Genomic DNA, 21,067 nt, shown 5'->3' with positions numbered 1-21,067 from the left:
CCTGCGCCGGTCGGTTTAGGGTGGCCACTGGTCTGGGCAGGCTCGGGTCGGCCCACCGGCGGCCTCCTGCCGGACACACACGACATCAAAGGGGACACACATGCGTCGTTCGATCGCCGCCGCCGCGGCGGCCCTGGCCACGGCTCTGTCCGTGCTGCCTGCCACCGCCGCCATCGCCTCGGACGGGACCCTCCCACCAGTGGCGTCGGACCCGGGCCCGTCGGCGCGGGTCCAGGCGAGGCAGGCGCTCGAGCGGGCCCAGGACGTGCTGTCCGGGACCGTGCAGCCGGCCACCGGCGTCCGCCCGGAGGGCACCCTGGCGCTGCGTGACCTCTTCGCCGCGCTGCCCGACCTGGCACCCGCCGACCGGGCCGAGGCCGAGGACGTGCTGGCCCGCCCGACCGACGGCGCCAACGACCCCAACGGCGACGGCTACACCGTGCCGGCGCAGCGCAAGTGCCGCGGTCACATCTGCATCCACTGGGTCCCCACCACCGCGGACGCCCCGCCCAGCAAGGCGTGGGTGAACAAGAACCTCAAGACCATGAACAAGGTGTGGGCCCTCGAGGTCGGCAAGCTCAACTACCGGCACCCGGTCAAGGACGGCCAGCGCGGCGGCAACAGCAAGCTCGACGTCTACCTCAAGGACGTGGGCTCGGAGTACCTCTACGGCTACTGCGCCCCCGAGTACCTCAAGCCGGGCCGCAAGCGTGAGGCCTCGGGCTACTGCGTGCTCGACAACGACTTCTCCCAGAGCCAGTTCGGCGCCCCGCCGGCGAACAGCCTCCGCGTCACCGCCGCCCACGAGTTCTTCCACGCCGTGCAGTTCGCGTACGACTACCGGGAGGACCACTGGATGATGGAGGCGACCTCCACCTGGATGGAGGAGCGCTTCGCCGACGCGGTGAACGACAACCGGCAGTACCTCCCGGCCGGCCAGGTCGCCCGTCCCAGCACCCCTCTGGACACCTTCAACCCCAACGGTGTCGAGCAGTACGGCAACTGGGTCTTCTTCGAGTACCTCAGCAGCCGCTACGGCAAGGGGATCGTGCACAAGATCTGGAACCGCGCCGGCTCGTTCCCCGGCGCCGGTAGGGAGTACTCCACGCAGGCCGTCAAGGGCGCGCTGAAGCCCCACGGCGGGTTCGCCTCCGTCTTCGCCAAGTACGCCGCCGGCAACACCATCCCCGGGCGCACCTACGCCGAGGGCTCGGCGTGGCCGAGCGCGGCGATCTCGAAGAGCTTCGCGCTCTCCAAGGGCGCCCGCAAGGACCACACCAGGCTGCGGGTCAACCACATGGCCTCGCGCAACGTGGCGGTCTCCCCGGACTCCTCGCTCGCCGGCAGGAAGTGGCGCGCCCGCATCATCATCGACGGCCCCAACCGGGCCAAGAGCCCGCGGGTCGTCGTGGTGGTCAAGCGCAAGCACGGCCACCCGCTCAAGAAGGTCCTGAACCTGAGCCGCCACGGTCACGGCAAGCTGGCGGTGCCGTTCTCTGACGGCCGCGTCGGCCGGGTGACGGTCACGCTGGCCAACGCCTCGACCCGGTTCAACTGCAACGAGAACACCTACTTCTCCTGCCAGGGCAACCCGAAGGACAACGGCAGCCGCTTCAAGGTGAAGGTCGTGGCCTTCAAGCGCTGACCCGACCAAACTGCCCGGGGTCGGCCTCCCTCAGGAGGCCGACCCCGGGCAGTTGTCGTCCAGGAGCAGTTGTCGTCCAGGGCCCATGTCGCTCAGGGGCGGCGGGGTGTGAACAGCTGGTCGGGGCTGGCCACCCAGCGGCGGGTCCGGCCCTCGGGCGTCGACCGCCGCTCGAGCTCGTCGAGCAGCAGCGTGCGGACCTGCACGATGCGGGCCTTGGTCGCCACGTCCGTGGTCGTCTGCAGGGCCGCGTAGCTCGACTGCCACGCCAGCGCGAGGTCCCGGTCGCTGATCCGGGCGGCGAAGGACGGCCGCGCCTTCCACGACGGCCCGCGGCCGCCGTACCGCTGGTGGAACCAGGTCACGGCCGCCGGCGAGAGCGCCAGGAAGCCACCGAGCGGCACCAGCGACCCCGGACCGAGCGGGCCGAGCAGCCCGACGACGGCGGGGATCCCGACCCCGATGCGCAGCGCCCACCGGATCACGTGCCCGGGGCCGCCCCCACCCTCGGGTGCGTAGAGGTACGCGTACAGGCCGGCGATCCCGGCCAGGGGCACCGCGATCGCCAGGATGTCGGTGAAGCCGATCCGGTGGACGGCCAGCGACAGCCCGACGGCCACGAGCAGGCCGGCGACGGTGTTCCACACGGCCCGGTAGGCGTTCATGACCCGGACCCCGGGGCGACCAGGACGAGCACCTCGTGGACCGTCAGCGCGAGCACCTTGCCCAGCAAGGTGCCGACCAGGACGCCGATCGCGACCAGCCAGAGGACGGTGATCACCACGCCGGCCAGCGGCCTGCGCTCGCCGAACGTCGGCGCGGACGCCGCACGACGGGCGCGCCGGTGCACGACGGCCGGCAGCGGCAGGTGCGGCAGCACGTTGCGCCACTCGAGCCCGCGTCCCCCCGAACCGTGCCACGCCCAGCGATGGCGATGTGTCACGTGCGTCGTCATGGCGACCACCTCCCTGGTCTCCACGGTCGCCCGTCCCGCGGCCGGCCAAGCAGGGCCGGAGGTCCCCGCCGCCCGGTGCCGTGGGTCCCGCGTGGATGGCCCTCGGCGATGGCCCTTCCGGATACCCGGGCGATTGGTCCCTCGGCGTGGGCCTTTGGTCACTGTCAGGGCCCGCCCGGGCCGGGAAGTGTGGGCCCCGTCCAGACCAGACGACCGGTGAGGTGTGCCCAGTGCGTACTGACCTGCCCGTGCTCGTGGCCGTGGAGGACGAGTTCGAGCCCGCCGTGCGCCACGCCGTCGAGGCAGCGGTGCGGGCCGGCTGCCCCGTGCACCTGCTGCACGTCGTGGAACCCGGCGACGGACTGGCGGCGCACGCCGACGGCGAGCGGCTCCTGCACGACGTCGCGCTCCGGGCCGAGGAGCTGGCCGATCGCCGGGTGCCCGTGAGCACCGAGCTCGCGCACGCCGGTCCGGTGGTCGACGTGATCGTGGAGCGCGCCGGCCGGGCCCGCCAGGTCGTGCTCCAGCGGCACGACGGCGGTGGGCTCTCCACCACTCCCCCCTCGACCCGGCCCGGATCGACCTGCACCGAGGTCGCCCTGCGGGCCACCTGCCCGGTCGTGCTCGTCCCCGGCACCGCCCGCGCGGCCGCGGCACCACCCGAGGCCCACCCCGGGCTCGACGTGACGCCGGTGCTGCCGGGGGTGCTGCCGTGAGCGGCGCCGTCATCGTCGGGGTCGACGGCTCGCCGGCCAGCGTCCGCGCCCTGAGGTGGGCCGTGTCCGTGGCCGCCGGGCAGCAGTGGGACGTGGAGGTGGTGACGGCCTGGCCGCACACCGGGCCCGTCTTCGTCCGGGAGGTCCCCGGCCACCACAGCGATGCCCGCGAGCGCGCCCGCTCGGCCCAGCGCGACGCCGTGCACGCCGCGCTGGGCGACGCTCCCGCCGACGTCCGGGTCACGACGGTGCTCGAGAACGCCCGGCCCGGGGACGCCCTGTCCCTCCACGCCACCGGCAGCCCGCTCCTGGTGCTCGGTGACAGCGGCGCCGCGGTCGGCGCCCACGACCGGCCCGACAGCCTGGCCGGCTGGTGCCGGACCCGCCTCGGGTGCGCGGTCGCCCTGGTCCCCGCCGACGGGGCGGTCCACGTCCTCACCCCGTCCCCGGTCCGGTCCTGATGCGCGCGTGGGTGGTCGATCGGCCCGCCCCGGTCGAGGACCACCCGCTCGCGACCGCGACGCTCCCCCGCCCGGAGCCCGGCCCCGACGAGGTCCTGGTCCGGGTCCGGGTCTGCGGCCTGTGCCGCACCGACGTGCACCTCGCCGAGGGCGACCTCCCACCACGCGGGGCCCGGATGACGCCCGGGCACCAGGCCGTCGGAGTGGTGGAGGGGACGGGGAGCGCCGCCAGCCGCTTCGCGATCGGCGACCGTGTCGGCATCGCCTGGCTGCGCCGGACGTGCGGGACCTGCCGGTGGTGCCGGCGTGGGTCGGAGAACCTGTGTCCCGACTCGTCGTACACCGGATGGGACGAGCACGGCGGGCTCGCTGAGCTCGCGGTGGTCCCGCAGGGCTTCGCCTACCGGCTTCCCGAGGAGTACGACGACGTGCACGTCGCGCCGCTGCTGTGCGCCGGGATCATCGGGTACCGCGCCCTGCGGCGGGCCGCCGTGCCACCCGGCGGCCGGCTGGGGATCTACGGCTTCGGGTCCAGCGCGCACATCACCGCCCAGATCGCGCTGGCCCAGGGCGCCGAGCTGTACGTGATGACCCGCGGCGAGGGCAACCGCCGGCTCGCCGAGGAGGTCGGCGCGACGTGGGTCGGGGGTGAGGTCGACGCTCCCCCGGTGCCGCTGGACTCGGCGATCGTCTTCGCACCGGCGGGCACGCTGGTGCCGGTCGCCCTGGCGGCCCTGGACCGCGGCGGCACGCTGGCGCTCGCCGGCATCCACATGAGCGGGGTGCCCGCGCTCGACCACGACCGGCACCTGTTCCGGGAGCGGGACCTGCGCACGGTCACGTCGAACACCCGCCGCGACGGCGAGGAGCTGCTGCGGCTCGCGGGCCGGCTCGGCGTGCGGGTGCACGCCACGGCGTACCCCTTCGAGGAGGCGGACCGCGCCCTCGAGGACCTCGCGGCGGGCAGGGTCAGCGGGTCGGTGGTCGTGACCATGGACCCTGAGCCCGCGGGGGACCCTGAGCCCTCGGGCTGAGCACCCTCAGGAGGTCACGTACGGCTCGTGCGTGCTCTTCGGCGCCGAGGCGTTGCCGGCACGGTGCACGTGCGACGGGTTCGCCAGCAGCACCGGGCACACGGCGTCGCGCAGCACCGCGCGCGCCACCGGGCCGAGGTGGGACCCGACCGGGACCAGCGGGTCGTGGCGGCCCACCACGAGCAGGCTCGAGTCGCGGCCGGCGTCGATGAGGGCGTCGGCGGGATGGGCGTGCCGCGCCTCGATCTCGACGGACAGCCCCGCGACGGCGTCGCCGAGACCGTCGAGGACGACCTGGATCTCCTCGCGCGCCTTGTCGGCCCACGTGTCGTTCTCGACGCGGCTCATGATGATGTCGTCGTACACGCTGGGGAACCACCAGGTGTGCAGCACGTGCAGGCGGGCCCCCCGCGAGCGGGCGGCGGCCGCGGCGGTCGCGACCACGGGCGCGCACCGCTCAGGGATGTCCACGCCGACGGTGACGACGGGCTGCTCCCCCGGGTGGTCGGTCTCCTCCGACCAGCCTGCCGGGACCGAGATCACCGGCACGTGCGCGTGCGCGGCGACGCCGCTGGACACCGAGCGCGTCACCGTACGCCGCATCCGGGACAGGTCACGCCGCTGCAGCACCACGAGCCGGGCGTCCTGGGTGGCCTCGAGGATCGTCTGCACCACCGGCCCGCGGACCAGGGCGCTGGTCAGGGGCGCACGGCCGCGCAGCAGGTCCTCGGCCTTCTCCACCGCCGCGTGCAGGGTCGCGTGCCCGATCTGCTCGATCTCGCCGAAGTCGAGGAGCACCATCTCCGGGCCGGTCGGCTTGACGTGGATCGCGTGCAGGACGTGGACGCCGCACCCCTCGCGCAGCGCCTCGGCGACGGCGTACTCCAAGGCGCTGTCGACCGGGTCGTTGCCGACCGCCACCACGACGGGTTTCGTGCCGGGCGTGCTGCCGGCCTTGGTGCTGGGCTCGGGCATCCGACCTCCCAGGTCCGGGTGAGACTTCCGCTTCCAGACAAGCCCCGCGGTCCCGCCACACCTAGGGACCAACGTCCCGGCGACCACCGGTCCGACGCCCCTGAGTTGTCACCAGCGCGGACGACAGGCTGGGACCGCACCCGTCACCGACCCGAGAGGCCGCGGCCACATGAAGGCACTCCGCCTGAAGTCCTGGAAGAGCGAAGCAGTCCTCGAGGAGGTTCCCGTCCCCGAGCCAGGACCCGGGGAGGTGCTCGTGCAGGTGGGCGCGGCCGGTGCCTGCCACTCCGACCTCCACCTGATGCACGACTTCGAGGCCGGCGGGCTGCCGTGGTCCCCGCCGTTCACGATCGGCCACGAGAACGCAGGGTGGGTGCACACCCTGGGCGCCGGGGTCCGCGACCTCGAGCCCGGCCAGCCCGTCGCGGTGGTCGGCGCCTGGGGGTGCGGCACCTGCGCGCGCTGCCTCGACGGCCTGGAGACCTACTGCGAGCGCCCGGACCTGGCTCCCGTCGCCGGCGGGGGCGGCGGCCTGGGGCTGGACGGTGGCATGGCGGAGTACCTCCTCGTGCCCGCCGCCCGGCACCTGGTCCCGCTGCCCGACGGGGTGGACCCCGTGGACGCCGCGCCGATGACCGACGCCGCCCTGACGCCGTACCACGCCGTACGCCGCTCCAACGCCAAGCTCGGCCCGGACGCCACGGCGCTCGTGATCGGTGTCGGCGGACTCGGGCACCTGGGGGTCCAGGTGCTGAGGGCCACCACCGCCGCCCGCGTGATCGCGGTCGACTCGCGTGAGTCGGCCCGCGCGCTGGCGACCTCCTGCGGGGCCGACCTCGCCCTCGCGCCCGGCGAAGACCTCGTCGACCAGGTGCGCGAGGCCACCGGAGGCCGCGGCGCCGACGTCGTCCTCGACTTCGTCGGCTCCGACGAGACGCTGGCCGCGGGCGCCGCGAGCGCCCGACAGCTCGGCGACATCACCATCGTCGGGATCGCCGGCGGCACCCTGCCCGTGTCGTTCTTCGGCGTGCCCTACGAGGCGAGCGTGCAGACGACGTACTGGGGCAACCGCCGCGAGCTCGTCGAGGTGCTCGACCTCGCGTCGCGCCAGCTGCTGCACGCGGAGACCACGATCTACACCCTCGACGACGCCGAGCAGGCCTACCGGGACCTCGCCCACGGCACGGTCAGCGGCCGCGCCGTCGTCGTCCCCCACGACACCTACCGACCCTGAACACCACGTCGCCCCACCCGGATGGAGTGCCAGGAACCATGGCCAGCATGAAGACCGTCATCGTCTTCGAGTCGATGTTCGGCAACACCGAGCAGCTCGCGCGTGAGATCGGCGACGGCCTCGCCGCGGAGGGCGGCCAGGTCGCCCTCGCCGACGTGCGGCACGTGCGCCCCGCGGACTTCGCCGGCAGCGACCTGGTCGTCGTCGGCGCCCCCACCCACGCGCTCACCCTGAGCCGGCCGAGCACCCGGGCCGACGCCGTCCGGCAGGGCGCCTCGGAGTCGCGCGCCACCCTGGGCGTGCGCGAGTGGCTGGCGGGCGTGGACGAGGTGCTCCCCGCGGGCGAGCCACGGCCGTGCGTGGCCGTCTTCGACACCCGGATCGAGAAGGTCCAGCACTGGCCCGGCTCGGCTGCGCGGAAGGCCGCGCGGGTGCTGCGCGGCCACCGCTTCGAGGTGATCGACCACCCGACGAGCTTCTACGTCGTGGACGTCCGCGGACCCCTCGTCGAGGGCGAGCGGGAACGCGCCCGGGAGTGGGCGCGCCGATTGCAGACGATCGTGCGGACGCGTCCCGCGCGCAAGTCCGCCTGACCTGCGCGCGGGGCGACCGCCGGCCTCAGTCCTCGATCGTGTGGACCGCGGCCTCCTCGGCGCTGGCACCTGCGCCGTCGATGCCCTCGTCCGCGGCGACCAGGCCGTCGACGTCCTCGTGCGCCCCCTCGTCGGGCGCGAGCAGGCGCCCGGAGCGCTCGCTGCCCACCTCACCGCCGACGTCACCGTCGACGACCTCGGCGTCGCGCTCGGCCTCGGCCTGCTCCCAGACCTCCGGCTCCTCCTGGCCCAGCCGGTCGTCGATCGTCTCGCCCTCGGCGGCCTCGGCGGGCGTCACGCCCTTGGCGGTCACTCCGCGCGGGCGCTCCGGCGGGGAGATGCCCTCGTCGAGGACGTCGTCGACGCCGCGGTCGTCCAGCGTGTCCTGGGGCTGCAGCTGGTCTTCGCTCATGTCCCGAACGTAGCCCGCATGCCTGGGGGGCAAACCCGGGTGTGACATTTGCCGGCGGTGGCCTTGTTTCCGGCGGTGGCCTTGTTTCCGGCGGTGGCCGGGCTCTCCTCGGGCTGTGGCTCGCTGCTGGCTCGTGGGCGTCCCTCCGCCGCGGTCCGCGCGCCGTCGCTGGGCTCGCCGCGTCGCCGACCTTCGTTGCTCCCGATTGCGGCTCGTTGCGGCGCCGCGCCTCGCTTGACGCTCCTTGCGCGCGGTTCGCGGCTGCGGGCTCGCCCGGCCGGCTGCCTCGTCCTTCGCCCCTTCTCTGCTGGGTGGTGGTGGTCCCTGACCCTGCTCGATTCCTGGTGCTGCTCGCGGCCGGCGGCCCCAGCGATTGGTCAAAGACCGGCCCGAAACGGGCCCCGGACATGCAGTTGGTGACCAAACCGCAACCGAAGCCCGGCAGCCAGCCGGAGCCCCAGCCGACCCCACCCAATGGTCAAAGACCGCCCCGAAAACGCCCCCGGACATGCAGTTGGTGACCAAACCGCAACCGAAGCCCGGCAGCCAGCCGGAGCCCCAGCCGACCCCACCGATTGGTCAAAGACCGGCCCGAAACGGGCCCCGGACATGCGGTTGGTGACCAAACCGCAACCGCAGCCCGGCAGCCGACCCCCGACCCAAGCCGACCTGCCCCGTAGCCAGCCGGGACCGCAACCGACACCAGCCCGACAGCCGGGAGCCAGCCGGAGCCCCAACCGACCCCACCGATTGGTCAAAGACCGCCCCGAAAACGCCCCCGGACATGCGGTTGGTGACCAAACCGCAACCGCAGCCCGGCAGCCGACCCCCGACCCAAGCCGACCTGCCCCGTCGCCAGCCAAGACCGGAACCGAGAGCAGCCGGAGAGCCGGGAGCGGGCAGTAGCGGAGACCGACCCCCACCGCGGTGCGAGCGGGACCGGGAGCAGGACCGCATGCCCACCCGCGACCCGGGTACCGACCCGACGTCAGCACTCGCAACGACAGGGAGGCGACGACATGGCCGGCAACATCAAGAACGAGAAGCAGTACGAGGCGCTCAAGGACAAGGGCATGTCCAAGGAGCGCGCGGCGAGGATCGCCAACTCCCCCGACGCCTCGAAGCACGGCGGCCAGAAGAGCGGTTCGGGGGGCGACAGCTCCCAGGGCGGGACCACCGCGCAGAAGAAGGAGGCCGGCCGCAAGGGCGGCAGGGCGAGCCACGGATCGTAGACGTCGGAGCCGGTCCCGGTCAGGACTGGTGCTGGCCGACCCGCAGCGGGGCGGTGGCGATCGCGCGCTCCAGGTCGGCGGTCGAGAGGATGCCGACCGGCTGCTCGCCCGACGGCCCGCCGAGCACCACGGACGAGGGCGGTACGTCGGCGCCCGCGTGCAGCAGCGACTCGCTGAGCGCCCGGGCCGCGTCGACGACCTCGTCGTCGGGGTGCAGCGCGGGCAGCGCCGCGGCGGGGGTCATCACCTCGCCGACGCGTACGGCGTGCCGCCGGGACTCCGGCACCGCGCCGGCCCGGGCGAGCACCAGCGTGCCGAGGTAGCGCTCCCCCGCCACGACGGGGTACGCCGAGTGGTCGGCGAGCGCGTCCAGGCTCTCGGCCAGCTCGGCGATCGTCATGTCCGGGACGAGCGTGATCGGCGGCGCCGTCATCAGGTCCCGCACGTGCAGCCCCGTGAAGGCCTGCGTCGCCCTGGCGGAGAGCACCTCCTGCCGCACCGCCTGGAAGAGGAACCACCCGATGGCCGCGAACCAGACGCCGCCCACGGTGTCGCCGAGCAGCAGGAAGACCAGGCCCATCGAGATGAGCAGCACGGCGAAGACGCGGCCGGCGCCGGCCGCACGGATCGTGGCGACCTCGCTGTCCCCCGTGCGCCACCACAGGAAGGAGTGCAGCAGCCGACCGCCGTCGAGCGGCAGGGCCGGGACGACGTTGAACGCCAGCAGCAGCGCGTTGATCTGAGCCAGGTAGGAGAGCACGCCGACCCAGGGGTCGGGCACACCGGCGGCACCGGCACCCAGGGCCGCGAGCCAGAAGAGGCCCGCGAGGACCGCGGACGCCGCCGGCCCCGCGGCCACGATCCGGAACTCCGCGCCCGGACCGGGGATGGGCTCGTCGGCCTGCGAGACCCCGCCGAAGAGGAACAGGGTGATGTCCTTGATGTGCACGCCCTCACGGATCGAGCGCAGCGTGTGGCACAGCTCGTGGACGAGCAGCGAGGCGAACAGCAGCGCGGTCGCGACCGCGGCCATCGTGAGGTACTCCCACGTGGCGAGGTCGGCGTAGCTGGTCGGGAACAGCACCGTCGCCAGCGACCAGTAGACGAGCGCCACGATGACCAGCCAGCTCCAGCCGACCCGGATCGGGACGCCCCGCACGCGGAACACCACCACAGCTCCACGCTAGGAGCGCCGCACCGTCCGGGCAGGGGCCGTGCGGCATCACCGGGAGGACCTTGGGCCCGCGCCGAGCCCGTCCCGCTTCCTGGTCGGCGGCACGACGAGCACCGGGCGCTCGGCGAACTCCAGCACGTGCCGGGTCTGCGCCCCGACGTACGGCTCCCCGCTGTAGCTGCGGCGGGCCCGGCCGATCACGATCACGTCGGCCGCCCAGTGCCGGGCGTCGTCGAGGATCGCCTGCCCCACCGCGCCGTCGAGCACGGCCGCCTCGACCTCCACACCGGCCTCCTCGGCGATCGCGGCGACCCGGCGCAGGATCGCGGTGGCGGCCGGCCGGCCGCCACCCTCGCGACCGGACCCCGTCGCCGCCAGCAGCGCGGCGTCGAACTCGTGGTCGACGAGCACGTGCACGATCCGCAGCCGCGCCTGGACGCCGCGCGCGATCTCGACCGCGGCGCCGGCAGCGGCCATCGCGTCGGGTGAGTCCTCGACCGCCAGCAGGACCCGGCGGATCACGGTCCGCTCCTCCGCTCGCCGGAGCCGGCGCCGTCGGCCCCGGCGAGCCCCGCGGCCCCGGCGGCCCGCCGCAGGCGTACGCCGTCCTCCCGCTCCGCCTGCTCCAGCGCGGCCTCGCGCTCGGCGAGGGCCTGCCGCAGCCACGGTGCCCAGCGCCGCTCGAGGGCGCGCATCCGGCGTCGCGTGACCGCGATCTCGGCCTCGACCCGACGCACGGCCTCGTCCGCGACGGCGCTGCGCACCCCGGCCCGGAGCGCGGCCTCGAACGCCCGGGCGGCCGGCACGACCGCGGCGTTCGCGGGCGGGACCGTCGGCGTGCTCTCGGGTACGACGAGCTCCGCCCCGACCGGGTACCCGAGGCCCATGGTGCTCGCCCAGGTCACGTCGACCCGGGCCGGCTCGACGGTGCTCGCCGCGAGCACGGCGTCCTCGCCTCCGAGCAGCACGACGCGCAGCAGCCAGGTGCGGGCCTCGGCGCACGCGGTGTCCCACTCGCGTCCGAAGCGGTCGGCCTGCAGCCGGCGGCGCTGCAGCTCGGGGAGCAGGATCCGCAGCTTGCGGTCCAGCTGCTCGCGACCGCGCTCGGCGACGGCGAGCCGGCGGTGCAGCCACATCCGTCCGGCGCGGCCGGGCGGGATCCGCGACGCCTGGGGCACGGTTCACCGCCTCCCGTCGAGATGGGTCTCGAGCAACCGGGTCGGCAGCATCGTGAGCTCCCGCACCGGCAGGACCGAGGCGACCTCCCAGCACCGGTCCAGCGTGTCGTCGAGCGAGCGGACCTCGGTGCGTGACTGGTCAAGGAGCCGGCGCTCGAGGCCGGTCGCGAACTCCAGGTAGCGCTGGTCGGTCGCGTTGAGCGCCGCGGCGCCCACGATCTCGGCCAGCTCGGAGACCTGCCGTGCACGGGCGAGGGCGGCGAGCAGCTGGGCCGCGAGGTCGAGATGGTCCTCACGGGTCCGGCCCGGACCGGCGCCGCTGCGCATCAGGCGCGACAACGACGCCAGCGGGTCGACCGGCGGGTAGACGTCGCGGGCGTGCACGGCCGCCGAGAGGACCACCTGCCCCTCGGTGATGTAGCCCGTCAGGTCGGGCACCGGGTGCGTGATGTCCCCTGCCGGCATGGTCAGCACGGGCACCACGGTGACCGAGCCGGGCCGACCGCGGACCCGGCCGCAGCGTTCGTAGAGCGAGGCCAGGTCGCTGTAGAGGTAGCCGGGGTACGCCCGCCGGCCCGGCATCTCGCCGCGGGCGGAGGAGACCTCGCGCAGCGCCTCGGCGTAGCTGGTCATGTCGGCGAGCACGACGAGCACGTGCCGCCCGTGCGTGAAGGCCAGGTCCTCCGCCACGGTGAGAGCGATGCGCGGCGTCAGCACCCGCTCGATGACGGGGTCGTCGGCGGTGTTGAGCAGCAGCACCAGCTCGCCCGCCGCGGAGCGCTCCTCCAGCACCGAGCGCACCATCTCCGCGTCGGCGTGCGTCAGCCCCATGGCCGCGAAGACGACGCTGAACGGTTCCCCACCGGCGGTCGCCTGGGCGGCCACCTGCGCGGCGAGCTCGAGGTGGGGCAGCCCGGCGACCGAGAAGATCGGGAGCTTCTGGCCGCGGACCAGGGTGGTCAGCGCGTCGATGGCGGAGACACCGGTGAGGATCGGCTCGGCGGGTGGCTCCCGCCAGGTCGGGTTCAGCGGCAGCCCGGCCACCGGTGCGGTGGCGGGCGCGAGGATCGGCGGGCCCTCGTCCACGGGCTCCCCGCGACCGTTGCAGACGCGGCCGAGCCAGGCCGTCCCGACGGGCACCCGCAGCGGCCGTCCGGAGAACGCGACCCGGGTGGAGCCGGTGGCCAGCCGGTCGGTGCCCTCGAGCACCTGGACCACGGCGAGGTCCCGGTCCACCTCCAGCACCAGCCCGTGCCGGACCTGCGGACCGCCGTCGGCGTCCTCCACGAGCACGGTGGCGAACTCGTCCCACCCCACGCCGGTGGCGCCGCTGACCACGAGCAGCGGACCGCGCAGCTGCTCGACCCCGGTGCGCACGACCTCGAGGTCGGGGACCGGCCTCATCGCGGCACGCTCATCCCAGGGCCCCCAGGGTGCGCAGCACCACGTCACGGCGGATGTCGATCTCCTCCACGGCGTCCGGCGGCGTCTCTCGGGCGGCCCGCAGCAGCGGCGAGAGGTCGACCTCCTCGATCTCGGTGGCGATGACGCCTCGTTCCACCAGCGCCGTGCAGGCGTCGACGACGGCGAGCACGGCGTCGACCAGCGCGGTGGTCTTCCCCGCCGTGCAGTGGGCGTCGTCCGGGTCGACCGCGCTCTGCTGGAGCACGGCCTCGCGCAGCAGCCGCCCGCCGAGCAGGACGACCCGCTCCCGGCCGGGCAGCGACGCCGTGCCGACCAGCTCGGCGAGGTCGCCGAGCCGGTCGGCCTCCGCGAGCAGCGAGACCATCCGGGCGCGGCGCGACCCCCAGCCCGGATCACCGTTGCGGGCGTGCCAGACGGCCAGGCCCTCGGCGTCCCGGGCGAACGACCCCGTCCAGCCCACCGCCGGGTAGTGCCGGGCGTAGGCCAGGCTCCGGTCCAGGGACCACAGTCCGCGCACGAAGCGCTCGGTGTGGGCCGTGACCGGCTCGGTGGTGTCCCCGCCCGGCGGCGAGACCGCACCGATGATCGTCACCGAGGCCTCGGCCCCGCCGAGGGTGACGAAGCGCCCCGCACGCTCGTAGAACGCCGCGAGCGCCGACGGCAGCCCGGCCGGGTAGCCCTCCTCGGCGGGCAGCGCCCCCGAGCGCGAGGCGAACTCCCGCAGCGCCTCGGCCCAGCGCGAGGTGGAGTCGGCGATCACCACGGCGTGGTGACCCATGTCGCGGAAGTGCTCCGCGACCGTGACACCGGTGTAGATGCTGGCCTCCCGCGCCATCATCGGCATGTTCGAGGTGTTGGCGATGATCACGGTCCGCCCGGCCAGCGCCCGGCCGGTGCGGGGGTCGACCAGCCGGGCGAGGTCCTGGAGCACGTCGGCCATCTCGTTGCCCCGCTCGCCGCACCCGACGTAGACGATGACGTCGGCGCTGCACCACTTCGCCACCTGCTGGAGCAGCATGGTCTTGCCGGTCCCGAACCCGCCGGGGACGGCCGCGGTGCTCCCCCGCGCCACCGGGAAGAGCGCGTCGAGGACCCGCTGCCCGGTGAGCAGCGGCTCGGCGGTGCCGACCCGACGCTCGACCGGCCGCGGCCGTCGTACCGGCCAGCTGGCGCCCACCGCGACCGACGTGCCGGCGACGTCGACCACCGGCTCGTCCGCCCCGTAGGTCCCCGGGGCCGCGAGCCACCGGACCGGACCGCGTACGCCGGGTGGCGCGAGCACGCGGTACTCCACGCTGCCCGCGCCGGGGACGGTGCCGAGGACGGCCCCGGGGGTCACCTCGTCGCCCTCGCCGACGGCCGGCCGCCACTCCCAGCGCGACCCGGTCCCTCGCTGGTCGCTGTCGGGCTCCAGCCAGGTGGGCGCGGACGTCAGCGGCCGGAGCAGCCCGTCGAAGACCCCGCCCAGCAGCCACGGCCCCAGCCGGGCCGACAGGGGGCGGCCGAGTGCGGTGACCGGGTCCCCCACCGCCAGGCCGCCGGTGTACTCGTAGGCCTGCACCGAGGCCGCCGCGGTCCCGACGGCGACGACCTCGCCCGGCAGGCCCGCGACCCCCAGCGCCACCAGGTCCGCCATCGCGAGGTCGCCGAGCCCGGTCACCTCGACGAGCGGGCCGTTGACGCGGCGTACCCGCCCGGCGCTCACGGCGCCGACCACAGCCGCGTCCCGTCGACGGACGGCAGGGCCCGGTCCACCAGCGCCTCGGCCGAGGCGTCGATGCTGCGCCCGTCGGCGGTCCGGGCGGACAGGCCGCCGCCGTCGACGTCCCGCACCGTGGCTCCCGGAAGCAGGACCAGCAACCGGGCGGCCAGGTCGGCGCGCACGCGCGGGTCCGCGAGCAGGGCGCGCACGCCGTCCACAGACTCCCGCCGCAGCCGGTCGTAGGCCTCGCGCTGCGCGGACAGCACGACGCCCCGGGCGGTACGCCGCGCCTCGGTCTGCTCCGCGGCCAGCACCCAGCCCGCGTCGGCGGCGCCGCGGGACCGCGCCTCGGCCAGCAGCGCCTCGGCCTCCCGTCGGCCGGCGTCCACGCGACGCCCTGCGTCGGCCTCCGCCTCGGCCCGGACCCGGTCCGCCTCCGCCCGGGCGGCCGCGAGCAGGGCGGCGCGCACCGGCTCGAGCGCGGCGGCCCGGGAGGTGGTCCTCGGAGCGGTGGCCTCCGCAGCGGTGGCCGTCGGGGCGCTGGTCATCGCGGCAGCACCACCGTCAGCGGGGCGCCCGGCGCGGTGCGCTGCGGCCCCAACGCGTCGGCGGCGGCCCCCGTCAGGACGACGACGGCCACGTCGGAGGGCAGGGCGCCCCACGCCGCCCGCACCGCCGCGGGGTCGTCCGCCTCGTGCACCTGCGCGCCGGCGAGGCCGAACCCCGCCACCAGGTCCGCGGTCCCGATCGCCGCCACGCTGCCCATCTCAGGCCTTGCCGATCAGGATGATCGACACGATCAGCCCGTAGATCGCGATGCCCTCCGCGAGCCCCACGATCACCATGGCCCGTCCGAACAGCTCCGGGCGTTCGCTCATCGCCGCGAGCGCCGCCGAGCCCGTGTAGGCCACGGCGATCGCCGCCCCGATGGAGGAGCCCGCCACCGCGATGGCGGCCCCGATGAGCGCGGAGCCGTTGGCGTCGCTGCCCGAGGAGGACGCCGCCGCGGACGCCGACGCGACGTCCGCGGCCGGCGAGGGGTCGGCGGTGACCGCGACGACGAGGAGCACGAGCGACGCCAGCAGCAGCACCGCGCTGGTCACGAGCACGAAGCGCAGGATCCTGTTCACGGGGCGACCTCCTGGGTGGCGAGCGGGACGTGCCAGGGCTGGAAGGGTCGGCCCTCGAGGTCGAAGACCCGGGAGAACAGCTCGTAGTACTCCAGGCGCAGCGCCTGGATCGCCGCGACCACGCCCTCGAGGGTGAAGGCCAGCGCGTTGCCGACCACGAAGACCACGACCGCGGCCACGCCGGCGGCGACGCCCTGCCCCCACAACGCCGAGGTGGCCTCCCAGATCACCGCCCCGAGGGCGGCGTGGGTCAGGCCGAACGCGGCCAACCGGGCGAAGCTCACGACGTTGGACCCGAGCCGGACCACCAGGTCGACCAGCTCCACGGCTGCCTGGGCGCCGCCTCCCACGCCACCACCGGCGGCCGTGAACAGGCCCGCGTACGCCGTGGCCAGGCCGACCACCGCGACCACGCCGGCCAGTACCACGAGCCAGGCCAGGTCGAGGTAGATGCCGGCCGCGAGCAGGCCCAGGCCGAGGAAGACGGCCGTCCCGGCCAGGCCGGACGGCGCGTAGACCGCACGCCGCCAGCCGCCCTCGCGGAACCTGTTGACCGAGCCCAGCGCGTAGGCCGCGGCGAGCAGCACCCCGCCGGCCGCCACGGCCACGCCGAGCAGCGGCACCGGGTGCTCCAGCGGCGCCATCCACAGCACCGGGAGCACCCCGGTCGGCCCGAAGAACTCCCCGTAGAGCACGCCGAAGAAGACGCTCGCCGCCCCCGCCCCGACCAGGAACACCCACACCGGACGCAGCCGGGCCAGCCGCCAGACCTGCGCCCGCGCGGCCAGGCCGGCGGCCAGCAGCAGCGCCCCGTGGCCGGCGTCGGCGAACATCATCCCGAACATGACGACGTAGGCGACCCCGGCGAGCAGCGACGGGTCGAGGTCGGCGTACGGCACGGTCGCGTAGGTGCGGACGAGCGGCGCGAGCTCGTGGGAGGTCCCGCGCTCGGTGAGCAGCGTCGGCGGCTGCACGCCGCGCGGGGCCGGCAGCGGAACCGCGGCGGCCCCCAGCACGGCGAGCCGGTCGGCGAGCGGCGCGAGCGCCTGGACCGGCGTCCAGCCGACCAGGGCCGCCACCCGTCCCTCGGTCACCGCCCGGGCCGCGCGGTCCTCGAGCTCGGCCTCCCCCGCGACCAGGTCGAGCCGGCCGCGCGCCTCGCAGTCGTCGAGGTCCGGCGGCAGCGGCGACAGGGCCGCGGCCGGGGGCCGGGTCGGCAGCCGCTGCAGCCGGGCGGTCGCCGAGCCGGGCAGCGTGGGCTCGGTGCCGGGACGAGGGTCGAGCTCCACCGTGCCCGAGTCGCCGACGACGACCAGCGCGTCGCGCAGCGTCGCGCGGGGGGCCACCAGCGCCACCCGCTGCATGCCGACCGGGTGCAGGGCCTCACGCCAGCGCATCGCTCACCCCCGCCTCCAGGGCGTCGGCCGACGCGTCCGGCCGGGCCGCGATCTCCAGCGCCGCCCGGACGCGCCAGGCGTCCACGGCCAGCAGGCCCACCGCACCCAGCACGACCGCGTGCCCCGGGCGGGCACTGCGCGCCAGCGCGGCGGCGTCGGTCTCGACCCGAGCCCACCACCGGCGCTCGGCGGCCCACAGGTCCGTGCCCGCGGCCACCCCGTGCAGCGCCCACGAGGCGGTCCGGGACAGCGCCGGGACCAGGTCGCCCAGGGTCCCGGCGGATGCCGCCGCCGGGCCGACGACCCGGGCCGCCGACAGCCGGGCCCCGGACGTGAGGCCCGGGTGCTCGAGCGTGAGGGCGCGGGCCAGCAGCAGCGCGACGGCCCCGGCCGCCCACGGCGCGGTCTCCGGCGCCACGGCCATGGCCCGGTCGGCCAGCGCGAGGCGCATCGCCCACACGACCTGCTCCGGGGCCTCGCCCCCGGGGTCGCCCCAGGCCGAGGTCGCCAGGGCACGTCGTACGCCGGCCGCGTCCCCGGCCGCCGCCAGCCGGGGCCAGGCCGTGCCGAGGCTGCCCAGCTCGTACGGCGGGGGGACCTCCTCGCCCCGCAGCCGGCGCAGGTGGTCGGCGACGTCGGCGATCTCGAACGGCGCGAGCAGCACCCGGAGCAGGGCGGCCCCCGCGCGGGGCACCCAGCCCCCGACGACGCGCACGTTCCAGACCAGGGTGCCGTGGACGGCGCGCTGGGCCTCGGCCAGCGACGAGCCGGGGACCAGGTCGCGTCCGTACGGCGAGCGCGCCAGGGCCACCAGCGCGTCGTCGAGCGAGGGCTCGGACGCCAGTCGGCGTGCGCCGGCCCGGCCCAGCCGGCGCCGGGTCATCGAGCGGGCCCGGACGCTCCCGGCCACCCAGGCCGCGGTCATCCGGTGCCCCTGACCAGGGCGCGGACTGCCTCGACCACCTCGTCGACGCACCCCGCCATCCGTGCGTCGGCCTGCTCACGGACTGCGGCAGCGCGACGCTCCGCATCGGCCGCGGCGACGCCGGCGTCGGATGCTCGGCGCTCGCGCAGCCGGGCGACGACAGCCGCCCGGTCGGCACCCTGCCGCTCGCGAGCGGCGGAGACCAGGCCCGCCGCCTCCTCGTCGGCGCGCTGCCTGACCGCCTGCGCGTCGGCCTCGGCCTCCTCCAGCAACGCGGCGCAGTCGTGCTCGGTCGGGGCGAGCGCGGCCAGCAGCGGGGCGAGCTCGGCCGCGGGGCCGGCCTCCCGGTCCACGGGCACGCCGGCAGCCCCGGCGGCGCCGGGGGTGCCCGACGGCCGGAACCGGTTCAGCAGGTCGCGTGCACGCGGCACCCCGGCCTCCCCTCCTCCGACGCTGGTCCGAGGATCGGACGGCGCCGGAGGCGGGAGACAGGGCACAAAGGCCCGGAGGGCCGGCCGTGGGTCAGGGCTTGAAGACGACCTTGACCGTGCCGTCCTGCTTCTTCTGGAAGTTCTCGTACGCCGTGGGCGCCTCGTCGAGCGGGACCCGGTGGGTGGCGAACTCCTCGGTGCCGAGGGGGTCGGCGTCGTCCACCAGCAGCGGCATGATGTCGTCGACCCAGCGCTTGACGTTGGCCTGGCCCATGCGCAGCTGCGGCTGCTTGTCGAACATCGTCATGATCGGCATCGGGTCGGTCTGGCCGCCGTAGACCCCGATCAGCGAGACGGTCCCGCCGCGTCGTACCGCATCGATGGCCGTGTAGATCGCGGCCATCCGGTCCAGGCCCACCTTGCTCATCAGCGGCGCCGTGATCCGCTTCGGCAGCACGTTGAAGATCCGCTGCCCGACCTCGGCGACCGTCGACCCGTGCGCCTCCATGCCGACGGCGTCGATCACCGCGTCCGCGCCGCGGCCGGCGGTCCGGGAGCGCACCTCCTCACCGACGTCGTCGACCTCGCGGAGGTCGAGCACCTCCACGCCGCGGGCGCGGGCCCGGGCCAGCCGTTCGTCGACGCGGTCGACCGCGATCACCCGGAACCCCTGGTGGGTCGCGATCCGGCAGGCCATGTCGCCGATCGGGCCGAGACCCAGGACCAGCAGCGTCCCGTCCTTCGGCACGTCGGCGTACGCGACCGACTGCCACGCGGTCGGCAGGACGTCGGACAGGAACAGGAACCGCTCGTCGGGCGGCCCCTCGGGCACCTTGATGGGCATGAACTGGGCCTGGGGCACCCGCAGGTACTCCGCCTGCGCCCCGGGCACCTCGCCGTACAGCTTGCTGAAGCCGAAGAGCGCCGCGCCGGTGCCCCGGTCGCGGACCTGGGTGGTCTCGCACTGCGTGTGCAGGCCCTGCTCGCACATCCAGCAGTGGCCGCAGCAGATCTGGAAGGGCATCACGACCCGGTCCCCCACGCGCAGGTCGCCCGCCTCCGGGCCGACCTCCTGGACGATGCCCATCGGCTCGTGGCCGAGCACGTCGCCCTCGCCCATGAACGGGCCGAGCGTCTCGTAGAGGTGGAGGTCGGAGCCGCAGAGTCCGCTCGAGGTGATCCTGACGATCGCGTCGTTCGGCTCCGAGATGACCGGGTCGGGGACCTGCTCGACGCGCACGTCGCGCCGTCCGTGCCAGGTGACTGCCTTCATGCTCGCTCCTTCGTCGTGCGGACGTCGGTTCGCGAGTCACGTACCCGAGGCTCCCGGGGGCATGTGCCCCACCGGGGCGGGCGGGTCAGTCCGGGCGGCCGGTCGGGTAGACGGTGAACCGACCGAGCAGCACGGCCAGCGCGGCCAGCGCGACCCCGGCGACGTCGTCCATGACGAAGTGCCAGCCGAAGTAGACGGTCGCCACCATCACCGCGAGGAGGTACGCCGTCATCGCCAACGCCAGCCGCCGTCGGCGGTAGTAGAGCAGCATGAAGAGCACCATGCAGGTGAAGCCCACGTGGAGGCTGGCGAAGGCGGAGATGCTGACGAAGGAGTCCGGCGCCGACGGGTCGGCCAGCATCTGCGCCCGCTCCGCCATGTACTCCGCCTGCGTGCTCGTGATCCCGGTGTGCGGCAGCCCCGCGAAGACGTGCGGTTCCGAGGCGAACGGTCCGAGCGTGGGGATCAGGTAGTAGGAGCCGACGCCGAGCACCCAGACCCACATGGCCGAGGCGAGGAAGACGTAGCCCTCGCGGATCCGCGGCGTGAACACCAGCGCCGCCACCACCGAGAGCGGCACCAGGTAGGTGAAGGACTTGTAGACCACCATCAGGACGTACGCCGCGGTGTGCTGACCGAACACGTCGTGCAGCAGTGCCGCCGGGTCGTGCCCGAGGAAGATCCAGCGGTCGAAGCGGAGCATCTGCTCGTCCCGCACCGTGTTGAAGGCGTCCCAGCTCTTCAGGTTGCGGTAGCAGATGTAGACGAGGTGGTACGCGACCAGACCGGTCACGGCCAGCGCGAGCCGCCGGACGGTCCAGCGGGACCGCAGCGTGGAGAGGAACCGCCGCCAGGGCAGCCGCTCGCGGTGGGTGCGGACCACCGCCTCGAGCAGGACCAGGCCGGCGAAGAGGACCAGGGCGCTGGTCAGCCGACCACGGAACATCTGGCCGTCGGGGTCGCGCAGGGGGACACCCACGTGGTGGGACCAGATCGCCGTCACCACGGCGAAGACCGCGACCAGCACCCAGATCCCGGCGGCCCAGCGCACCTGGCGCGAGTCGTCACGAGCGGGTTCGGGAGCCGGCTGGGGGCGGGTCCGGCTGACGGAGGAGGACGAGGGCACGTTCGACTCTAGCAAGCCGAGGAGGCGGGATCCGCCACCCGGGCGTGAC

Annotated in this window: 24 protein-coding genes; 7 read left to right on the top strand and 17 right to left on the bottom strand. The window is 75.0% G+C overall.

The genetic code is table 11. From position 1 onward, the window contains the following. The first annotated feature begins 100 nt into the window (after window positions 1-100). Window positions 101-1,645, top strand: a complete 1,545-nt coding sequence (locus tag ACZ43H_RS03500) for an MXAN_6640 family putative metalloprotease (RefSeq protein WP_464587795.1) — start codon at window positions 101-103, stop codon at window positions 1,643-1,645. Between the two features lie 92 nt (window positions 1,646-1,737). Here ACZ43H_RS03500 and ACZ43H_RS03495 read toward each other — a convergent pair whose 3' ends face one another. Both ACZ43H_RS03495 and ACZ43H_RS03490 read right to left on the bottom strand, forming a co-directional pair. Continuing rightward, entirely contained in the window at window positions 1,738-2,310 is a 573-nt protein-coding gene (locus ACZ43H_RS03495) for a hypothetical protein (RefSeq protein WP_464587794.1), read from the bottom strand. Next, entirely contained in the window at window positions 2,307-2,600 is a 294-nt protein-coding gene (locus tag ACZ43H_RS03490; RefSeq protein WP_464587792.1) for a hypothetical protein, read from the bottom strand. Before ACZ43H_RS03490 ends, ACZ43H_RS03495 begins: the two co-directional genes overlap by 4 nt. Before the next feature lie 230 nt (window positions 2,601-2,830). Here ACZ43H_RS03490 and ACZ43H_RS03485 point away from each other — a divergent pair, with 230 nt between their 5' ends. The 3 genes from ACZ43H_RS03485 to ACZ43H_RS03475 are packed head-to-tail and all read left to right on the top strand — an operon-like array spanning window position 2,831 to window position 4,811. After that, window positions 2,831-3,316: a universal stress protein gene (locus tag ACZ43H_RS03485; RefSeq protein ID WP_464587790.1), complete on the top strand. Its 486-nt coding sequence runs from the start codon at window positions 2,831-2,833 to the stop codon at window positions 3,314-3,316. Continuing rightward, a complete protein-coding gene (locus tag ACZ43H_RS03480; protein WP_464587788.1) occupies window positions 3,313-3,777 on the top strand; it encodes a universal stress protein in 465 nt (154 codons plus the stop codon). Before ACZ43H_RS03485 ends, ACZ43H_RS03480 begins: the two co-directional genes overlap by 4 nt. Window positions 3,778-3,788: 11 nt before the next feature. Then, window positions 3,789-4,811, top strand: coding sequence for a zinc-dependent alcohol dehydrogenase family protein (locus ACZ43H_RS03475; protein WP_464587786.1), 1,023 nt, complete (start codon window positions 3,789-3,791; stop codon window positions 4,809-4,811). A gap of 6 nt (window positions 4,812-4,817) precedes the next feature. Here ACZ43H_RS03475 and ACZ43H_RS03470 read toward each other — a convergent pair whose 3' ends face one another. Then, on the bottom strand, window positions 4,818-5,786 hold the full coding sequence (locus ACZ43H_RS03470) for a universal stress protein (protein WP_464587785.1): 969 nt from the start codon (window positions 5,784-5,786) through the stop codon (window positions 4,818-4,820). 169 nt (window positions 5,787-5,955) lie between these two features. Here ACZ43H_RS03470 and ACZ43H_RS03465 point away from each other — a divergent pair, with 169 nt between their 5' ends. Together ACZ43H_RS03465 and ACZ43H_RS03460 are read left to right on the top strand one after the other, a co-directional pair. Then, entirely contained in the window at window positions 5,956-7,020 is a 1,065-nt protein-coding gene (locus tag ACZ43H_RS03465; protein ID WP_464587783.1) for an NAD(P)-dependent alcohol dehydrogenase, read from the top strand. 47 nt (window positions 7,021-7,067) lie between these two features. Further along, a complete protein-coding gene (locus ACZ43H_RS03460) occupies window positions 7,068-7,613 on the top strand; it encodes a flavodoxin domain-containing protein (RefSeq protein ID WP_464587781.1) in 546 nt (181 codons plus the stop codon). Window positions 7,614-7,638: 25 nt separating this feature from the next. On the opposite strand, the gene ACZ43H_RS03455 is transcribed toward ACZ43H_RS03460, so the two are convergent. Further along, window positions 7,639-8,025 carry a DUF5709 domain-containing protein gene (locus tag ACZ43H_RS03455; RefSeq protein ID WP_464587779.1) on the bottom strand — a complete coding sequence of 129 codons (387 nt, stop codon included), beginning with the start codon at window positions 8,023-8,025 and terminating at the stop codon, window positions 7,639-7,641. A 1,019-nt stretch (window positions 8,026-9,044) separates the two neighbouring features. Between ACZ43H_RS03455 and ACZ43H_RS03450 the strand changes: the two genes are divergently transcribed. Further along, on the top strand, window positions 9,045-9,257 hold the full coding sequence (locus ACZ43H_RS03450; protein WP_464587777.1) for a DUF7218 family protein: 213 nt from the start codon (window positions 9,045-9,047) through the stop codon (window positions 9,255-9,257). 19 nt (window positions 9,258-9,276) lie between these two features. On the opposite strand, the gene ACZ43H_RS03445 is transcribed toward ACZ43H_RS03450, so the two are convergent. The 13 genes from ACZ43H_RS03445 to ACZ43H_RS03385 all read right to left on the bottom strand — a co-directional run bounded on the left by ACZ43H_RS03445 (window position 9,277) and on the right by ACZ43H_RS03385 (window position 21,018). Then, window positions 9,277-10,431, bottom strand: a complete 1,155-nt coding sequence (locus ACZ43H_RS03445) for a site-2 protease family protein (protein ID WP_464587775.1) — start codon at window positions 10,429-10,431, stop codon at window positions 9,277-9,279. Window positions 10,432-10,479: 48 nt separating this feature from the next. Beyond that, window positions 10,480-10,953, bottom strand: coding sequence for a universal stress protein (locus ACZ43H_RS03440; RefSeq protein ID WP_464587774.1), 474 nt, complete (start codon window positions 10,951-10,953; stop codon window positions 10,480-10,482). Further along, window positions 10,950-11,609: a V-type ATP synthase subunit D gene (locus tag ACZ43H_RS03435; RefSeq protein WP_464587772.1), complete on the bottom strand. Its 660-nt coding sequence runs from the start codon at window positions 11,607-11,609 to the stop codon at window positions 10,950-10,952. The genes ACZ43H_RS03440 and ACZ43H_RS03435 overlap by 4 nt, the downstream gene beginning before the upstream one ends. A gap of 3 nt (window positions 11,610-11,612) precedes the next feature. Beyond that, window positions 11,613-13,013 (bottom strand): V-type ATP synthase subunit B, encoded by a 1,401-nt coding sequence (locus ACZ43H_RS03430; RefSeq protein WP_464587770.1) that lies wholly within the window; start codon window positions 13,011-13,013, stop codon window positions 11,613-11,615. A gap of 10 nt (window positions 13,014-13,023) precedes the next feature. Then, the gene (locus ACZ43H_RS03425; RefSeq protein ID WP_464587768.1) at window positions 13,024-14,739 is read right to left on the bottom strand and encodes a V-type ATP synthase subunit A; all 1,716 of its coding nucleotides are present in this window, start codon (window positions 14,737-14,739) and stop codon (window positions 13,024-13,026) included. Next, on the bottom strand, window positions 14,736-15,284 hold the full coding sequence (locus ACZ43H_RS03420) for a hypothetical protein (RefSeq protein ID WP_464587767.1): 549 nt from the start codon (window positions 15,282-15,284) through the stop codon (window positions 14,736-14,738). Before ACZ43H_RS03420 ends, ACZ43H_RS03425 begins: the two co-directional genes overlap by 4 nt. Next, window positions 15,281-15,493, bottom strand: coding sequence for a V-type ATP synthase subunit F (locus ACZ43H_RS03415; RefSeq protein WP_464587765.1), 213 nt, complete (start codon window positions 15,491-15,493; stop codon window positions 15,281-15,283). Before ACZ43H_RS03415 ends, ACZ43H_RS03420 begins: the two co-directional genes overlap by 4 nt. A 10-nt stretch (window positions 15,494-15,503) precedes the next feature. Beyond that, window positions 15,504-15,866, bottom strand: a complete 363-nt coding sequence (locus tag ACZ43H_RS03410) for an ATP synthase subunit C (protein ID WP_464587763.1) — start codon at window positions 15,864-15,866, stop codon at window positions 15,504-15,506. Beyond that, a complete protein-coding gene (locus tag ACZ43H_RS03405) occupies window positions 15,863-17,263 on the bottom strand; it encodes a V-type ATPase 116kDa subunit family protein (RefSeq protein ID WP_464587762.1) in 1,401 nt (466 codons plus the stop codon). The genes ACZ43H_RS03410 and ACZ43H_RS03405 overlap by 4 nt, the downstream gene beginning before the upstream one ends. Continuing rightward, complete coding sequence (locus tag ACZ43H_RS03400; protein ID WP_464587760.1) at window positions 17,250-18,188, bottom strand: hypothetical protein; 939 nt, start codon at window positions 18,186-18,188, stop codon at window positions 17,250-17,252. The genes ACZ43H_RS03405 and ACZ43H_RS03400 overlap by 14 nt, the downstream gene beginning before the upstream one ends. Beyond that, window positions 18,185-18,619: a hypothetical protein gene (locus ACZ43H_RS03395; RefSeq protein ID WP_464587758.1), complete on the bottom strand. Its 435-nt coding sequence runs from the start codon at window positions 18,617-18,619 to the stop codon at window positions 18,185-18,187. The genes ACZ43H_RS03400 and ACZ43H_RS03395 overlap by 4 nt, the downstream gene beginning before the upstream one ends. A gap of 91 nt (window positions 18,620-18,710) precedes the next feature. Next, window positions 18,711-19,892, bottom strand: a complete 1,182-nt coding sequence (locus ACZ43H_RS03390; protein ID WP_464587756.1) for a zinc-dependent alcohol dehydrogenase — start codon at window positions 19,890-19,892, stop codon at window positions 18,711-18,713. An 85-nt stretch (window positions 19,893-19,977) separates the two neighbouring features. Beyond that, window positions 19,978-21,018 (bottom strand): phosphatase PAP2 family protein, encoded by a 1,041-nt coding sequence (locus tag ACZ43H_RS03385; RefSeq protein WP_464587755.1) that lies wholly within the window; start codon window positions 21,016-21,018, stop codon window positions 19,978-19,980. Window positions 21,019-21,067: the final 49 nt, after the last annotated feature.

Source organism: Nocardioides sp. DN36 (genome assembly GCF_055380375.1).
The sequence above is the reverse complement of the archived record's forward strand: the minus strand, read 5'-3'. Positions and strand labels throughout refer to the sequence as shown.